The 14,248-nt window shown below is 57.5% G+C and carries 14 protein-coding genes; 10 read left to right on the top strand and 4 right to left on the bottom strand.

Translation table 11 applies throughout. The annotated features are described in order from the left end of the window. The first annotated feature begins 135 nt into the window (after nt 1-135). The 8 genes from malK to IM313_RS00495 all read left to right on the top strand — a co-directional run bounded on the left by malK (nt 136) and on the right by IM313_RS00495 (nt 8,278). A complete protein-coding gene (malK, locus tag IM313_RS00530) occupies nt 136-1,245 on the top strand; it encodes a maltose/maltodextrin ABC transporter ATP-binding protein MalK (protein WP_028015130.1) in 1,110 nt (369 codons plus the stop codon). A 71-nt stretch (nt 1,246-1,316) separates the two neighbouring features. Next, nucleotides 1,317-2,660 carry a maltoporin gene (locus tag IM313_RS00525; RefSeq protein WP_028015131.1) on the top strand — a complete coding sequence of 448 codons (1,344 nt, stop codon included), beginning with the start codon at nt 1,317-1,319 and terminating at the stop codon, nt 2,658-2,660. A 113-nt stretch (nt 2,661-2,773) separates the two neighbouring features. Continuing rightward, nucleotides 2,774-3,727, top strand: coding sequence for a maltose operon protein MalM (gene malM, locus IM313_RS00520; protein WP_045631390.1), 954 nt, complete (start codon nt 2,774-2,776; stop codon nt 3,725-3,727). Nucleotides 3,728-3,907: 180 nt separating this feature from the next. Continuing rightward, nucleotides 3,908-4,405 (top strand): chorismate lyase, encoded by a 498-nt coding sequence (gene ubiC, locus IM313_RS00515; protein ID WP_014882105.1) that lies wholly within the window; start codon nt 3,908-3,910, stop codon nt 4,403-4,405. Nucleotides 4,406-4,417: 12 nt separating this feature from the next. After that, a complete protein-coding gene (gene ubiA, locus IM313_RS00510) occupies nt 4,418-5,287 on the top strand; it encodes a 4-hydroxybenzoate octaprenyltransferase (protein ID WP_028015133.1) in 870 nt (289 codons plus the stop codon). A gap of 200 nt (nt 5,288-5,487) precedes the next feature. Next, nucleotides 5,488-6,459 (top strand): TRAP transporter substrate-binding protein, encoded by a 972-nt coding sequence (locus IM313_RS00505; RefSeq protein ID WP_028015134.1) that lies wholly within the window; start codon nt 5,488-5,490, stop codon nt 6,457-6,459. Between the two features lie 12 nt (nt 6,460-6,471). Then, on the top strand, nt 6,472-6,981 hold the full coding sequence (locus IM313_RS00500) for a TRAP transporter small permease (protein ID WP_045260961.1): 510 nt from the start codon (nt 6,472-6,474) through the stop codon (nt 6,979-6,981). Nucleotides 6,982-6,991: 10 nt separating this feature from the next. Continuing rightward, nucleotides 6,992-8,278: a TRAP transporter large permease gene (locus IM313_RS00495; protein ID WP_028015136.1), complete on the top strand. Its 1,287-nt coding sequence runs from the start codon at nt 6,992-6,994 to the stop codon at nt 8,276-8,278. A 93-nt stretch (nt 8,279-8,371) separates the two neighbouring features. Here IM313_RS00495 and zntA read toward each other — a convergent pair whose 3' ends face one another. Both zntA and IM313_RS00485 read right to left on the bottom strand, forming a co-directional pair. After that, nucleotides 8,372-10,543, bottom strand: coding sequence for a Zn(II)/Cd(II)/Pb(II) translocating P-type ATPase ZntA (zntA, locus tag IM313_RS00490; RefSeq protein WP_192972047.1), 2,172 nt, complete (start codon nt 10,541-10,543; stop codon nt 8,372-8,374). Nucleotides 10,544-10,619: 76 nt separating this feature from the next. After that, nucleotides 10,620-11,246 carry a lysoplasmalogenase gene (locus IM313_RS00485; RefSeq protein WP_028015138.1) on the bottom strand — a complete coding sequence of 209 codons (627 nt, stop codon included), beginning with the start codon at nt 11,244-11,246 and terminating at the stop codon, nt 10,620-10,622. Nucleotides 11,247-11,375: 129 nt separating this feature from the next. On the opposite strand from IM313_RS00485, the gene IM313_RS00480 reads away from it, so the two are divergent. After that, nucleotides 11,376-11,732, top strand: a complete 357-nt coding sequence (locus IM313_RS00480) for a DUF2500 domain-containing protein (protein WP_048998302.1) — start codon at nt 11,376-11,378, stop codon at nt 11,730-11,732. A gap of 60 nt (nt 11,733-11,792) precedes the next feature. Here IM313_RS00480 and IM313_RS00475 read toward each other — a convergent pair whose 3' ends face one another. Both IM313_RS00475 and rsmD read right to left on the bottom strand, forming a co-directional pair. Further along, entirely contained in the window at nt 11,793-12,074 is a 282-nt protein-coding gene (locus IM313_RS00475) for a DUF1145 family protein (RefSeq protein WP_014882110.1), read from the bottom strand. Next, nucleotides 12,058-12,660, bottom strand: coding sequence for a 16S rRNA (guanine(966)-N(2))-methyltransferase (gene rsmD, locus IM313_RS00470; protein ID WP_028015140.1), 603 nt, complete (start codon nt 12,658-12,660; stop codon nt 12,058-12,060). Before rsmD ends, IM313_RS00475 begins: the two co-directional genes overlap by 17 nt. A 127-nt stretch (nt 12,661-12,787) precedes the next feature. On the opposite strand from rsmD, the gene ftsY reads away from it, so the two are divergent. Beyond that, nucleotides 12,788-14,248: a signal recognition particle-docking protein FtsY gene (ftsY, locus tag IM313_RS00465; protein ID WP_045631387.1), complete on the top strand. Its 1,461-nt coding sequence runs from the start codon at nt 12,788-12,790 to the stop codon at nt 14,246-14,248.

Here is a 14,248-nt window from a genome sequence, read left to right as displayed (position 1 = left end):
TGCTCTCTCATCCTCCCGCCTCCTCCCCCATAAAAAAGGCGGGGGGTGGAGGATTCACGAAAGTAATGGATACCCCATAGTGAACTTATCTTGAATGTTTCTGTCGGTGACAGGTTGTAACGAAGGGAGAAGGGCATGGCGAGCGTACAGCTGCGTAATGTAACGAAAGCCTGGGGCGACGTAGTGGTGTCGAAAGACATCAATCTGGACATCACTGAAGGCGAGTTTGTGGTGTTTGTCGGCCCATCAGGCTGTGGTAAATCTACTCTGCTGCGTATGATTGCCGGTCTTGAAACTATCACCAGTGGCGACCTGCTAATCGGTGATACCCGAATGAACGACATCCCGCCAGCCGAACGCGGCGTAGGCATGGTGTTCCAGTCTTATGCGCTTTATCCCCATCTTTCCGTTGCCGAGAACATGTCCTTTGGCCTGAAGCTGGCCGGGGCGAAAAAAGAGGTCATTAACCAGCGCGTCACGCAGGTGGCTGAAGTGTTGCAGCTGGCGCACCTGCTGGAGCGTAAACCGAAAGCGCTTTCCGGCGGTCAGCGTCAGCGCGTGGCGATTGGCCGTACGCTGGTGGCCGAGCCGCGCGTGTTCCTGCTCGATGAACCTCTCTCTAACCTGGATGCCGCCCTGCGCGTCCAGATGCGTATTGAAATCTCCCGTCTGCACAAGCGCCTTGGCCGCACGATGATTTACGTCACCCACGATCAGGTCGAAGCGATGACCCTCGCCGACAAAATCGTGGTGCTGGACGCCGGTCGCGTGGCGCAGGTGGGCAAACCGCTGGAGCTGTATCACTACCCGGCAGACCGCTTTGTTGCGGGCTTCATTGGCTCGCCAAAGATGAACTTCCTGCCCGTCAAAGTGACGGCGACAGCCATTGAACAGGTACAGGTGGAGCTGCCAAACCGCCAGCAGGTCTGGCTCCCGGTCGACAGCGCCAACGTACAGGTCGGGGCAAATATGTCCCTCGGTATCCGTCCTGAGCATCTACTGCCAAGCCACATTGCGGATGTGACGCTGGAAGGTGAAGTTCAGGTCGTCGAACAGCTTGGTCACGAAACACAGATTCATATCCAGATCCCCGCCATCCGTCAGAACCTGGTCTACCGCCAGAACGACGTGGTGTTGGTAGAAGAGGGTGCCACATTCGCTATCGGCTTGCCGCCAGAGCGCTGCCATCTGTTCCGTGAGGATGGCACCGCATGTCGTCGGCTGCACAAAGAGCCAGGCGTTTAAGCAATCCCAAAAGAAGACACGAAACCGACAGGTGAAGTGTTCAAAGAAAAGCAATGATCTCAGGAGATAGAATGATGATTACTCTGCGCAAACTTCCTCTGGCAGTTGCCGTCGCAGCGGGCGTAATGTCTGCTCAGGCGCTGGCCGTGGATTTCCATGGTTATGCTCGTTCCGGTATCGGCTGGACGGGTAGTGGCGGCGAACAACAGTGCTTCCAGGCAACCGGTGCCCAAAGTAAATACCGTCTTGGTAACGAATGTGAAACCTATGCGGAACTGAAGCTGGGCCAGGAAGTGTGGAAAGAAGGCGACAAGAGCTTCTACTTCGACACCAACGTAGCGTACTCCGTGGCGCAGCAGAACGACTGGGAAGCCACTGACCCGGCGTTCCGTGAAGCTAACGTGCAGGGTAAAAACCTGATCGAATGGCTGCCAGGTTCCACCATCTGGGCCGGTAAGCGCTTCTATCAGCGTCATGACGTCCACATGATCGACTTCTACTACTGGGATATCTCTGGTCCTGGTGCGGGTCTGGAAAACATCGATGTCGGTTTTGGTAAGCTCTCTCTGGCAGCAACCCGTTCTTCCGAAGCAGGCGGTTCATCCTCTTTCGCCAGCAATAGTATTTATGATTACACCACTCGTACAGCGAACGATGTCTTTGACGTGCGCCTGGCACAGATGGAAATCAACCCAGGTGGCACTCTGGAACTGGGTGTTGATTACGGTCGTGCTAACCCGCGTGATGATTATCGCCTGGTTGATGGTGCTTCAAAAGATGGTTGGATGTTCACCGCTGAGCACACCCAGAGCATGCTGAAGGGCTATAACAAGTTTGTGGTTCAGTATGCCACTGACTCAATGACGTCTCAGGGTAAAGGCTTGTCTCAAGGTTCTGGTGTAGGCATCGATTCTAACTCGGGTTATGCCTACGACATTAACAACAACGGTAGCCTGCTGCGTATTCTCGACCACGGTGCAATCTCTCTGGGCGATCGCTGGGACCTGATGTATGTCGGTATGTACCAGGACATCGACTGGGATAACAACAACGGGACCAAGTGGTGGACCGTGGGTGTACGTCCGATGTTCAAATGGACGCCTATCATGAGCACCTTGCTGGAAGTGGGTTACGACAACGTGAAATCACAAAGCGCTGACGAAACCAACAACCAGTACAAAATCACCCTGGCACAACAGTGGCAGGCAGGCGACAGCATTTGGTCTCGCCCGGCAATCCGTGTATTCGCAACCTACGCCAAGTGGGATGAGAAGTGGGGTTATGACTACAACGGTAACCCATCTAACAACGCTAACTACGGTAAAGCGTTCAAAGATGGTTTCAATGGAAGCTCCTTCGGTCGTGGCGACAACGACGAGTGGTCCTTCGGCGCCCAGATGGAAATCTGGTGGTAATCCCGTCTTAACCTGACGTAATGACCAAACTGAGGGGCGCAAGCCCCTCAATCCTTGGGACGGCGCGCTATTGCCTGGCTACCGCTGAACCTGTGCATTTTGAGGTGATAACAATGAAAATGAACAAAACTCTCCTTGCCCTTTGTTTATCCGCAGGGCTGCTGGCAAGCGCGCCTGCCGTAACGCTCGCTAACGTCAACTTCGTTCCGCAAAACACAACATCTGCACCAGCTATTCCGACAGCGGCACTGCAACAGCTTGTCTGGACGCCTGTCGATCAGTCTAAAACCCAGACCACCCAGCTCTCAACGGGCGGCCAGTCGCTTAATGTTCCGGGTATTACCGGCCCGGTTGCTGCGTATAGCGTACCCGCCAATATCGGTGAACTGGCCATTACCCTGACCAGTGAAGTCAACAAGCAGACGAGCGTATTTGCGCCTAACGTGCTGATTCTCGATCAGAACATGACGCCATCAGCCTTTTTCCCAAGCGAATACTTTACCTACCAGGAGCCTGGCGTGATGAGCGCCGATCGTCTGGAAGGCGTCATGCGCCTGACCCCTGCGCTGGGCCAGCAAAAACTCTACGTGCTGGTCTTTACCACCGAGCAGGATCTCCAGAAGACCACCACGCTGCTCGATCCGGCTAAAGCCTACGCAAAAGGCACCGGTAACGCGATTCCTGATATTCCGGACCCTATTGCTCGTCACGTCACCGACGGAACGTTAAAGCTGAAGGTGAAAACGAACAGCGGTTCCAGCGTGCTGGTCGGCCCGCTGTTTGGCTCCTCCGGTAACGGCCCTGTGACCGTGGGCAATACCGCAGCACCTGCTTACACCGCGCCTGCTGCCACGGCAGCCGCACCGGTCGCCGCAGCAGCGCCAGCCCCGGCGAAGAAAGCCGAGCCCGTACTGAACGACACCGAAGAGTACTTCAACAACGCCATTAAGCAGGCGGTGAAGCGCGGCGATGTCGATAAAGCGCTGAAACTGCTTGATGAAGCCGAACGTTTAGGTTCAACCACTGCCCGTTCCACCTTTATCAGCAGTGTAAAAGGCAAGGGGTAACTGTTCCCCACAGTGCTGATTTGTTAGTAGTTTAGTGCGCCTGAGTGGGCGCACTTTTTTTCGTATTCGCCAGGCTGTTGCGCCCATGTTGCGATAGTGATCGTTAAATAACGTTTGGCCCCCCCTCATTGCCCGTTTCTGCGATACAATGCCATTACGTTATGTATCGGAGAGTCTGGCATGTCACACCCCGCGCTAACGCAACTGCGTGCGCTGCGCTATTTCGACCAAATACCTGCGCTTGATCCGCAGCAGCTGGACTGGTTGCTGCTGGAAGATTCCATGACAAAACGTTTTGAGCAACAGGGTAAAACGGTCACGGTAACCCTGATACAGGAAGGGTTTGTCTCCGGCGATGAGATCGCCAGCGAGCTGCCGCTGTTGCCGCAAGAGGAACGCTACTGGCTGCGTGAAATTTTGCTCTGTGCCGATGGCGAACCCTGGCTTGCCGGGCGGACGGTGGTGCCCGAATCTACCCTATCCGGGCCTGAGCTGGCGCTGCAGCGGCTGGGGAAAACGCCGCTGGGACGTTATCTTTTCACCTCATCTGAGCTGACCAGGGATTTCATTGAAATTGGGCGTGATGCCGAACTGTGGGGGCGCCGTTCCCGCCTTCGCCTGAGCGGTAAGCCGTTAATCCTGACGGAGCTATTTTTACCGGCATCACCGTTGTACTAAGAGGAAGAAAAAATGGAGTGGACCCTGACGCAGAATAAGCTGTTGGCGTATCACCGCTTAATGCGTACCGATAAACCCATTGGCGCGTTGCTGCTGCTGTGGCCGACCTTATGGGCGCTGTGGGTGGCCACGCCGGGCATGCCGCCGCTGTGGATCCTGGGCGTATTCGTTGCCGGCGTCTGGCTGATGCGCGCGGCGGGCTGCGTGGTGAATGACTATGCCGATCGTAAATTTGACGGCCACGTAAAGCGCACTGCCAACCGCCCGCTACCCAGCGGTCAGGTGACCGGGAAAGAAGCCCGCGTACTGTTCATCGTTCTGGTGCTGCTCTCTTTCCTGCTGGTATTAACCCTGAACACCATGACGATTCTGCTGTCCGTCGCGGCGCTTGCTCTGGCCTGGGTTTATCCCTTTATGAAGCGCTACACCCATCTGCCTCAGGTGGTGCTGGGGGCGGCGTTTGGCTGGTCGATTCCGATGGCGTTTGCGGCAGTTAGTGAGTCCTTACCGCTTAGCTGCTGGCTGATGTTCCTGGCGAACATCCTCTGGGCCGTGGCGTATGACACGCAATATGCGATGGTTGACCGCGACGATGACCTGAAAATTGGCATTAAATCCACCGCCATTCTCTTTGGACGCCAGGACAAACTCATCATTGGCATTCTGCAGGTTGCGGTACTGGCGCTGATGGTCGCGATTGCGCGCCTGAACGGACTGAACTGGGAATTTTACTGGTCGATACTGGTAGCAGGGCTGCTGTTTGCCTACCAGCAGAAGCTGATTGCAAAACGCGAACGCGAAGCCTGCTTTAAAGCGTTTATGAACAATAACTATGTCGGTCTGGTGCTGTTTTTAGGCCTGGTCATGAGCTATTTTTCCTGATTGACGCGCGGTCATGCCCCGCCGGGTATGGCCGCGTCGTTACCCGGCATTACCGCCCTCACAAATTTAAACCATCGTTTCATAAATTCGCGCTTTTGTGAGGCGCTTCACCTACGCTTCTCCCGGGCTAGTCTATTTTCTAAGCGTAAAAAAATAAAACACTGTTTTAACGCTGACATCGCTACCCTGGAGCTGACTCAATGAATACGACCCTCAAGCCGTTACTGGCCGCGCTGTGCCTGTCTGCTTTTGCCTGCACCGTTTCTGCCCAAACCATCAAAGCCGCCGATGTGCATCCTGAAGGCTACCCGAACGTGGTCGCGGTTCAGCACATGGGTGAAAAACTCAAACAACAAACCGACGGCAAGCTGGAGATTAAGGTCTTCCCCGGCGGCGTGCTGGGGGATGAAAAGCAGATGATTGAGCAGGCGCAGATGGGGGCGATTGACATGATCCGCGTCTCCATGGCGCCGGTTGCCGCCATCCTGCCGGATATCGAAGTCTTCACCCTGCCGTACGTTTTCCGCGATGAGGATCATATGCATAAAGTGATCGACGGGGATATCGGCAAGCAGATCGGCGACAAGCTGACCGCGAACCCGAAATCCCGCCTGGTGTTCCTCGGCTGGATGGATTCCGGCACCCGCAACCTGATCACCAAAGAGCCGATTGTCAAACCTGAAGATCTGAAAGGGAAGAAAATCCGCGTGCAGGGCAGCCCGGTGGCACTCGCCACGCTGAAGGACATGGGGGCGAACTCGGTGGCGATGGGCGTTAGCGAGGTTTACAGCGGCATGCAGACCGGCGTGATCGACGGCGCGGAGAATAACCCGCCCACCTTTATCGCCCACAACTACATGCCGGTTGCTAAAAACTACACCCTCAGCGGCCACTTTATCACCCCGGAAATGCTGCTCTATTCAAAAGTGAAATGGGACAAGCTGAGCGCTGATGAACAGCAAAAAATCCTGACCCTGGCCCGTGAAGCGCAGTTCGAACAGCGCAAGCTGTGGAATGCGTATAACGACCAGGCGCTGGCGAAAATGAAGGCGGGCGGCGTGCAGTTCCACGATATCGATAAGACGGTATTCATCAAGGCCACAGAGCCGGTGCGCGCCCAGTATGGCGACAAGCATCAGGATCTGATGAAAGCCATCGCTGACGTCCAGTAATACGGAGCACGTATGTCCGAACTCTACCTGAAGTGGATGGACCGTCTGTACCTGCTCGCCATGGCGGTGGCGGGTGTCTCGCTGCTGGTGATGACGATTGTCATCCCCATCGGCATCTTCTCACGCTACGTGCTCAACCGCGGCGAATCCTGGCCGGAGCCCGTCGCCATTATCTGCATGGTAACGTTCACCTTCATCGGCGCGGCGGTGAGCTACCGCGCCGGGTCGCACATTGCGGTCAATATGCTCACCGACCGTCTGCCCGCGTCGCTGCAAAAGCTGTGTGTACGTGTGGTTGATCTGCTGATGCTGCTGATTTCCGGTCTGATGTGCTGGTACAGCTACTGGCTGTGCGTCGAGCTCTGGGAGCAGCCGGTGGCGGAGTTTCCGATCCTGACTTCCGGCGAAAGCTACCTGCCGCTGCCGATCGGGTCGGCGATTTTGATTCTGTTCGTGCTTGAACGCCTGCTGTTTGGCGCGCAGGAAAACCGTCCGGTCGTGCTGATCGGCAATCACAGTTAAGGGGTGAACAATGGATGCTTTTGTTTTGTTATTCACCCTCGCCATTTTGCTGGCGCTGGGGATGCCGGTGGCCTTCGCCGTGGGGCTGAGCGCCGTGGCAGGTGCGCTGTGGATTGATTTACCGCTTGAGGCGCTGATGATCCAGATCACCAGTGGGGTGAACAAATTTACCCTGCTGGCGATCCCGTTCTTCATCCTCGCCGGAGCGATCATGGCGGAAGGGGGCATTGCCCGACGGCTGGTTAACTTCGCCTATGTGTTTGTCGGCTTTATCCGCGGCGGGCTGTCGCTGGTGAACATCGTCGCCTCGACGTTCTTCGGCGCGATTTCTGGCTCGTCGGTGGCGGATACAGCGTCCATCGGCAGCGTGATGATCCCGGAGATGGAGAAGAAGGGCTATCCGCGCGAATACGCGGCGGCGGTCACGGCCAGCGGGTCGGTGCAGGCGATTCTGATCCCGCCCAGCCACAACTCGGTGATTTATTCCCTGGCGGCGGGGGGAACGGTCTCCATCGCCACGCTGTTTATCGCCGGCGTGCTGCCGGGGCTGCTGCTGGGGCTGTGCCTGATGATCCTCTGTCTCGGATTCGCCCACAAGCGCGGTTACCCGAAGGGTGAGAAAATCCCGTTTAAGCAGGCGGTGAAGATTTTACTTGATGCCCTGTGGGGGCTGATGACGGTGGTGATTATCCTCGGCGGGATCTTGTCCGGGATATTTACGGCGACGGAATCCGCCGCCGTGGCCTGCCTGTGGGCATTCTTCGTCACCATGTTTATCTACCGCGACTACAAATGGAGCGAACTGCCGAAGCTGATGTGCCGCACGGTGAAAACCGTCACCATCGTGATGATTTTAATCGGCTTTGCCGCGGCGTTTGGCGCGGTGATGACCTACATGCAGCTGCCGATGCGCATCACCGAGTTCTTCACGTCGCTCTCTGATAATAAGTACGTGATCCTGATGTATCTCAACATAATGCTGCTGCTGATCGGCACGCTGATGGACATGGCGCCGATCATTCTGATCCTGACGCCGGTGCTGCTGCCGGTGACCAACTCTTTGGGGATCGACCCGGTGCACTTCGGGATGATCATGATGGTTAACCTGGGGATCGGGCTGATCACCCCGCCGGTCGGGTCGGTGCTGTTTGTGGCGAGCGCGGTGAGCAAGCAGAAGATTGAAACCGTGGTACGGGCGATGCTGCCGTTTTACGGTATGTTGCTGGTGGTGCTGGGGATGGTGACGTACATCCCGGCTATATCATTGTGGCTGCCGAGGATGTTGGGGATGCAGTAACGCCGTTTTTTGCCGGGTGGCGGCTGCGCCTTACCCGGCCTACGGTTCAGAGTTGTTATTGGCCCGGTAAGGCGCAGCCGCCACCGGGCGTTTTTATTTCCGCCGTAATAATCTCAACGCGTTCGCCGTGACCAGCACCGTCGCCCCGGTGTCCGCCAGCACCGCCAGCCACAGTCCGGTCATGCCGAGGAGCGTGGTGACGAGAAATATCCCCTTCAGACCCAGCGCAATGCCGATGTTCTGGCGAATATTGGCGCGCGTCGCCCGCGCAAGAGCGATCATCTGCGCCAGCCCGGTCAGACGGTTATGCGTCAGCGCCGCATCCGCCGTCTCCAGCGCTACGTCGGTGCCGCTGCCCATCGCAATACCGAGGGTGGCGGCCTTCATCGCCGGGGCATCGTTAATTCCGTCACCGACCATCGCCAGCGGCGCGCGGCTGTTCAGTTCGGTTACCGCGCTGACCTTATCCGCTGGCAGTAATCCGGCCTTAAACGCCAGCCCCAGCTCGTCGGCAATCGCGGCCGCCGCGCGCGGGTTATCGCCGGTGAGGATCACGCCCTGTACGCCCAGCTGATGCAGCGCCGCCACGGCGTCTTTGGCGTCATCGCGCAGAGTGTCGCGCAGTGCCAGCATGCCCTTCGACACGCCGTCCTGCATCACGGCAACGACCGTCTGCCCGGCCTGCTCTAACGCCTCAACCTGTGGATGAGAGAACGCGCCCGCCGCAACAATCAGCACCTTTTTGCCGTCGACGACGGCCTCAATCCCTGACCCGACCAGCGCCCGTTGGGCGGTTGCCGAAGGGATAGCCAGCCCGCGCCTCTGCGCTTCACGCACTATCGCCTGCGCCAGCGGGTGAGTGGAGCCCTGCTCAACGGCGGCGGCCATTATCAGCAGTTCGTCTTCGCTGATGTCCTGCGGATAGACGCCGGTGACCTGCGGCTTGCCAACCGTCAGCGTGCCGGTTTTATCGAAGGCGATATGCTGAACCTGGCTCAGCTGTTCCAGCGCCGCGCCGCCCTTAATCAGCGCCCCGCGACGTGCCGCTGCCGCCAGCCCCGAGGTAATCGCCGCGGGCGTAGAGATCACCAGCGCGCACGGGCAGCCAATCAGCAGCAGGGTCAGCCCTTTATAAATCCAGCCCTCCCACGGCGCGCCGAAGAACAGCGGTGGAACGACGGTGACCAGCAGGGCGACCAGCATGATGGCGGGGGTGTAAATCCGGCTGAAGCGGTCAATAAAGCGTTCGACTGGCGCGCGGCGCTCCTCGGCCTCTTCAATCAGCTTCAGGATACGGTCGATGGCGCTGTCGCCCGGCTCGGACAGGACTTTGAGCTGCACCAGGCGGTCGACGCTGGTGGCACCGGCAGGGACTTTTTCGCCTGCCGCACGCTCAACCGGAATGGATTCCCCGGTCAGGGCGCTTTCGTCAAAGCTCGCGGTGGCGGTAACGAGAGCCCCATCGGCAGGCAGACGCCCGCCCGCGGCGACTTCAATCACGTCGCCCGGGCGCAGCGTGTTGATGGCGACCGTTTCACGTTTGCCTTCATTAACCCGCGTGGCGGTTTCTGGCTTCAGCGCCATCAGCGCGCTCACCCCTTTGCGCGCCCGGCTCGCTGCCCAGCCCTCAAGCCGTTCGCCGATCAGGAACAGCAGCAGCACCATCGCCGCTTCCGCCGTCGCGCCAATGAACAGCGCGCCAATGGCCGCCACGCTCATCAACGTTTCAATGGCAAACCAGCTGCCGCTTCTCATCAGGCGCAGTGCCTGACGGGCAATCGGGAACAGCCCGACCAGGGTAGTGGCAATAAACGCCAGATTACCGAACGGGTGGTTAATCTGCTCCAGACCCCAGCTCAGGGCCATCATGATGACGAGCGTGATAAGGGGCAGGTTTTCTTTTAGCGGAGACGTTTTTTCAGCGGGGACTGCTTCGCTGCGCAGAGCGTAGCCCGCCTTGCTGACGGCGGCTTCAACCTGCTTACTGACGTCTTTTTCGGCGCTGACCAGCAGCTTTTCGGTGGCGAACAGGACCTGAACGTGGTTCACGCCCGGTACTTGCCTCACCGCGTTTTCCACTTTGCGGGCGCAGGCCGCGCAGTCCATGCCGTTGATGACCCAGCTGTAGCGGTTGCCGCCTTCAGGCAGCGCGTCGACCTGCGTTTCGCACGCGCCCTCGCAGCAGCAGTCGTCTTTCGGCGGAACCGGGCTGAGCTTAAGCGCCGAGAATTGTGGGACTTTTTTGGGAATTTCTGGAGTCGACATGGCAGTCTCCGGTAATGATAATTTTCTCATTAACCGCAGCATACACTCTGGAGTCGACTCCAGAGTCAAGCGTTATTTAGATATACAATGAACGCACGATCAGGAAGTGCCCGGCGAAGTAGCAGGCGGACGAAATCGCGTTATCCGCGCGGAAGCGGCGGCGATAGTGGCTGCCCAGCCAGACGATATTACCGATTAACAGCAGCGCCGCGCCGAAGAACGCGGACATCGCCTGAGATGTCGGGCGGAAGAACCATAGTTCACCGGCCAGCCACACCATCACCAGCGTCATGGCGATAAACGTGCATACCGGCAGACGCATCTCTTCCAGACGCGACCAGATCACCGCAATCAGCAGCGCGCCAATCACCAGCAGCACCAGCGGCAGCGGCCAGAAGAAGGAGAGCGTCATCTGGCTGGCAAAGTAGATGGTATACAGCAGATGGGAGAGGAAAAATGCCCCCACGGCATACAGCAGGCGCTGACGCGGCAGCAGGGTTAAGGCATCGCCAATCAGGGAGGCACACAGCCCGGCGAGCACCAGATAGCTGATGGCGTTAAACATCGGAGCCTGCCAGGCGAGCAGCAGAAGCAACAGCAGCGTGACGGGTTTAAACAACCAGCGCTGCCAGGCTGGACCGCGATAGGACGCATCGACATAAAGCCATGCGGAAAAACAGACAGCGATAAATGACCAAAGCATATTAACTCCCTGTAACTGTTGAGGCTGAATAATCAGTTTCTGATCCAGTGTAGTGACGCGAGCGGGCGTTTGGCAATGCCGGGGCAGGCGAGGTATCCTGAATTCCGCATAATCTGATGGGATGTTTCAATGAGCAAGATGCCGCTGTTTTTCATTATCGTGGTGGCGATTATCGTCATTGCCGCCTCGTTTCGGTTCGTGCAGCAGCGCCGCGAAAAGGCGGACAACGACGCCGCGCCGCTGATGCAAAAGCGCGTAGTGGTGGCGAACAAACGCGAGAAACCGCTTAATGACCGCCGCTCTCGCCAGCAGCAGGTGACGCCCGCGGGCACCAGCATGCGCTATGAAGCCAGCTTTAAGCCGGAAACCGGTGGTCTGGAGATGACCTTCCGCCTGGAGGCGCAGCAGTACCATCAGCTGACGGTGGGAGAGAAAGGCACGCTGAGCTATAAAGGGTCGCGTTTTGTAGGTTTTAGGGCTGAATAATGCGCGATCGGTCCCCTCTCCCCGTGGGAGAGGGTTAGGGTGAGGGCATCACACCGCACCTTACTTCTTCACCTGCGCCTTAAACTTCTTCATCCACACCAGCAGTTCAAACACGCCGAAAATAAACACCCGCAGCTGCTGCCAGCCGGTCATCGGCGGGCCATCTTTCGGCAGGCCGTTTTTCAGCATCACCATCTGCAGGGCGTGCATGAACGAGGTGAAAATCAGCGCCACGTTAACAAAGATGTTCAACGGGCGCGGGAACGGGTGCACCAGATTCAAAATCAAAAATGCCCAGACGCCCAGCATCAGCAAGCGTCCCAGGTTAATCAGTACCGGCATCGGATCCTCCTTGTGCCTGACGGTGATACAGACGATAAGCCACCTGGCCTGCGACCTTCTCGCGGTGCAGATCCCAGTGAACGGGAACGGGTGGCAGGCCGTTTTCCACTTCGCTTTCTACATAAATCAGCGCGTCATCCGCCAGCCAGCCATTGTGCTCCAGCAGGGATAACGTCTCTTCCAGCAACCCCTTGCGGAACGGCGGGTCGACAAAGACCACATTATGCGGCGTACCCTGCTGCGCGAGGAAGCTCAGCGTATTGGTGTTGACCACTTTCGCGTTCGTCGCCTTCAGCGTCGCCAGATTTTGCTGCAGCGTCTGCGCAACGCCGCGCTCCATCTCCAGCAGCGTGGCGCTGGCGGCGTAGCGCGACAGCGCCTCCAGCCCTAAGGCACCGCTTCCGGCGAAGCAGTCCAGGCAGTGGGCGTCTACCATTGATGGGGCAAGCCAGTTAAACAGCGTCTCGCGAACGCGGTCGGTTGTAGGGCGTAAACCGGGGCTGTCCGGCACCGGTAATTTCCGGCCTCGCCACTGGCCGCCGATAATGCGAATTTGACCGGCCGGGGCGCGGGTGGGTTTCTTCATCTCTGGAAAGCTCTGTTAACCATAGCCCTGCGATTGCGGGCGGTGATGTCAATTAAGTAAAGTGTTAGACTATTTCATCATTTTTTTAGCTTCCCTGTATATAGCGCCGCGAGGAGTGTAGTCGCAGATGGCAAAACAAAAAAAACGTGGCTTCTTTTCCTGGTTGGGTTTCGGTGAAAAAGAGCAAGAAACAGAACAGAAAACCGAAGAGCAACAGGTTGTAGAAGAGCAGTCACAGCCTGAAACGCCTGTCGAAACCGCTGCGGTTGTCGAAGCGGAAGAACCAGCGCACAGCAAAGAAGAGATTGAATCCTTTGCTGAAGAGGTGGTTGAGGTCACTGAACAGGTTCAGGAGAGCGAGAAGCCAGAGCCGGTTATCGTAGAAACCCTTACCGAAGCGCCGCAGGCTGCTATCGAACACGAAGCGCTGCCGCTGCCCGAAGAGGTTAAAGCTGAAGAGGTTTCTGCCGAAGAGTGGCAGGCCGAAGCGGAAACCGTTGAAATCGTTGAGGCGGTGGAAGAAGAGGCGGCACTTGAGCCAGAGCTGACCGACGAAGAGCTGGAAGCTCAGGCGCTGGCGGCGGAAGCGGCTGAAGAAGCGGTAATCGTCGTGCCGGTGGAAGAGCAGGCCGAAGAAGAGATCGTTCAGGAGCAGGAAAAACCGACCAAAGAAGGTTTCTTCGCGCGCCTGAAGCGCAGCCTGCTCAAAACCAAAGAAAACTTAGGTTCCGGATTTATCAGTCTTTTCCGCGGCAAGAAGATCGACGACGATCTGTTTGAAGAGCTGGAAGAGCAGCTGCTGATTGCGGACGTGGGCGTGGAAACTACCCGTAAGATCATCGCCAACCTGACCGAAGGGGCGAGCCGCAAACAGCTGCGCGACGCCGAGGCGCTGTACGGCCTGCTGAAAGACGAGATGGGTGAAATTCTCGCAAAAGTTGACGAACCGCTTAATATTGAAGGCAAAACGCCATTTGTTATTCTGATGGTTGGCGTTAACGGCGTGGGTAAAACCACCACCATCGGCAAGCTGGCGCGCCAGTTTGAGCAGCAGGGCAAATCGGTGATGCTGGCGGCGGGCGATACCTTCCGTGCGGCAGCGGTTGAGCAGCTCCAGGTGTGGGGCCAGCGCAACAACATTCCGGTGATTGCCCAGCACACCGGCGCAGATTCCGCATCCGTGATTTTCGACGCCATCCAGGCGGCGAAGTCGCGCAACGTGGACGTGCTGATTGCTGACACCGCAGGGCGTTTGCAAAACAAATCGCACCTGATGGAAGAGCTGAAGAAAATCGTCCGCGTCATGAAGAAGCTGGACGAAGATGCACCGCATGAAATTATGCTGACTATCGACGCCAGCACCGGGCAGAACGCCATTAGCCAGGCGAAGCTGTTCCATGAAGCGGTAGGGCTGACGGGGATCACGCTGACCAAACTGGACGGCACCGCGAAAGGCGGGGTGATCTTCTCCGTGGCCGACCAGTTCGGCATTCCTATCCGCTACATCGGTGTGGGCGAGCGTATTGAGGATTTGCGTCCGTTTAAGGCGGACGACTTTATTGAGGCATTATTTGCCCGAGAGGACTAA

Origin of the sequence: Enterobacter cloacae complex sp. P2B (genome assembly GCF_014895985.1) — a bacterium.
In the GTDB taxonomy this organism is placed as follows: domain Bacteria; phylum Pseudomonadota; class Gammaproteobacteria; order Enterobacterales; family Enterobacteriaceae; genus Enterobacter; species Enterobacter bugandensis.
Note: the sequence above shows the minus strand (reverse complement) of the source record. Positions and strands in the feature narration are given on the sequence as shown.

What these genes read in the sequence shown, in the direction of transcription:
- rsmD (WP_028015140.1), bottom strand. Translation starts at nt 12,660, where the DNA reads ATGAAGAAACCCACCCGCGCCCCGGCCGGTCAAATTCGCATTATCGGC.
- IM313_RS00485 (WP_028015138.1), bottom strand. Translation starts at nt 11,246, where the DNA reads ATGCTTTGGTCATTTATCGCTGTCTGTTTTTCCGCATGGCTTTATGTC.
- IM313_RS00505 (WP_028015134.1), top strand. Translation starts at nt 5,488, where the DNA reads ATGAATACGACCCTCAAGCCGTTACTGGCCGCGCTGTGCCTGTCTGCT.
- ubiC (WP_014882105.1), top strand. Translation starts at nt 3,908, where the DNA reads ATGTCACACCCCGCGCTAACGCAACTGCGTGCGCTGCGCTATTTCGAC.
- IM313_RS00475 (WP_014882110.1), bottom strand. Translation starts at nt 12,074, where the DNA reads ATGCCGGTACTGATTAACCTGGGACGCTTGCTGATGCTGGGCGTCTGG.
- IM313_RS00525 (WP_028015131.1), top strand. Translation starts at nt 1,317, where the DNA reads ATGATGATTACTCTGCGCAAACTTCCTCTGGCAGTTGCCGTCGCAGCG.
- ubiA (WP_028015133.1), top strand. Translation starts at nt 4,418, where the DNA reads ATGGAGTGGACCCTGACGCAGAATAAGCTGTTGGCGTATCACCGCTTA.
- ftsY (WP_045631387.1), top strand. Translation starts at nt 12,788, where the DNA reads ATGGCAAAACAAAAAAAACGTGGCTTCTTTTCCTGGTTGGGTTTCGGT.
- IM313_RS00480 (WP_048998302.1), top strand. Translation starts at nt 11,376, where the DNA reads ATGAGCAAGATGCCGCTGTTTTTCATTATCGTGGTGGCGATTATCGTC.
- malM (WP_045631390.1), top strand. Translation starts at nt 2,774, where the DNA reads ATGAAAATGAACAAAACTCTCCTTGCCCTTTGTTTATCCGCAGGGCTG.
- IM313_RS00495 (WP_028015136.1), top strand. Translation starts at nt 6,992, where the DNA reads ATGGATGCTTTTGTTTTGTTATTCACCCTCGCCATTTTGCTGGCGCTG.
- zntA (WP_192972047.1), bottom strand. Translation starts at nt 10,543, where the DNA reads ATGTCGACTCCAGAAATTCCCAAAAAAGTCCCACAATTCTCGGCGCTT.
- IM313_RS00500 (WP_045260961.1), top strand. Translation starts at nt 6,472, where the DNA reads ATGTCCGAACTCTACCTGAAGTGGATGGACCGTCTGTACCTGCTCGCC.
- malK (WP_028015130.1), top strand. Translation starts at nt 136, where the DNA reads ATGGCGAGCGTACAGCTGCGTAATGTAACGAAAGCCTGGGGCGACGTA.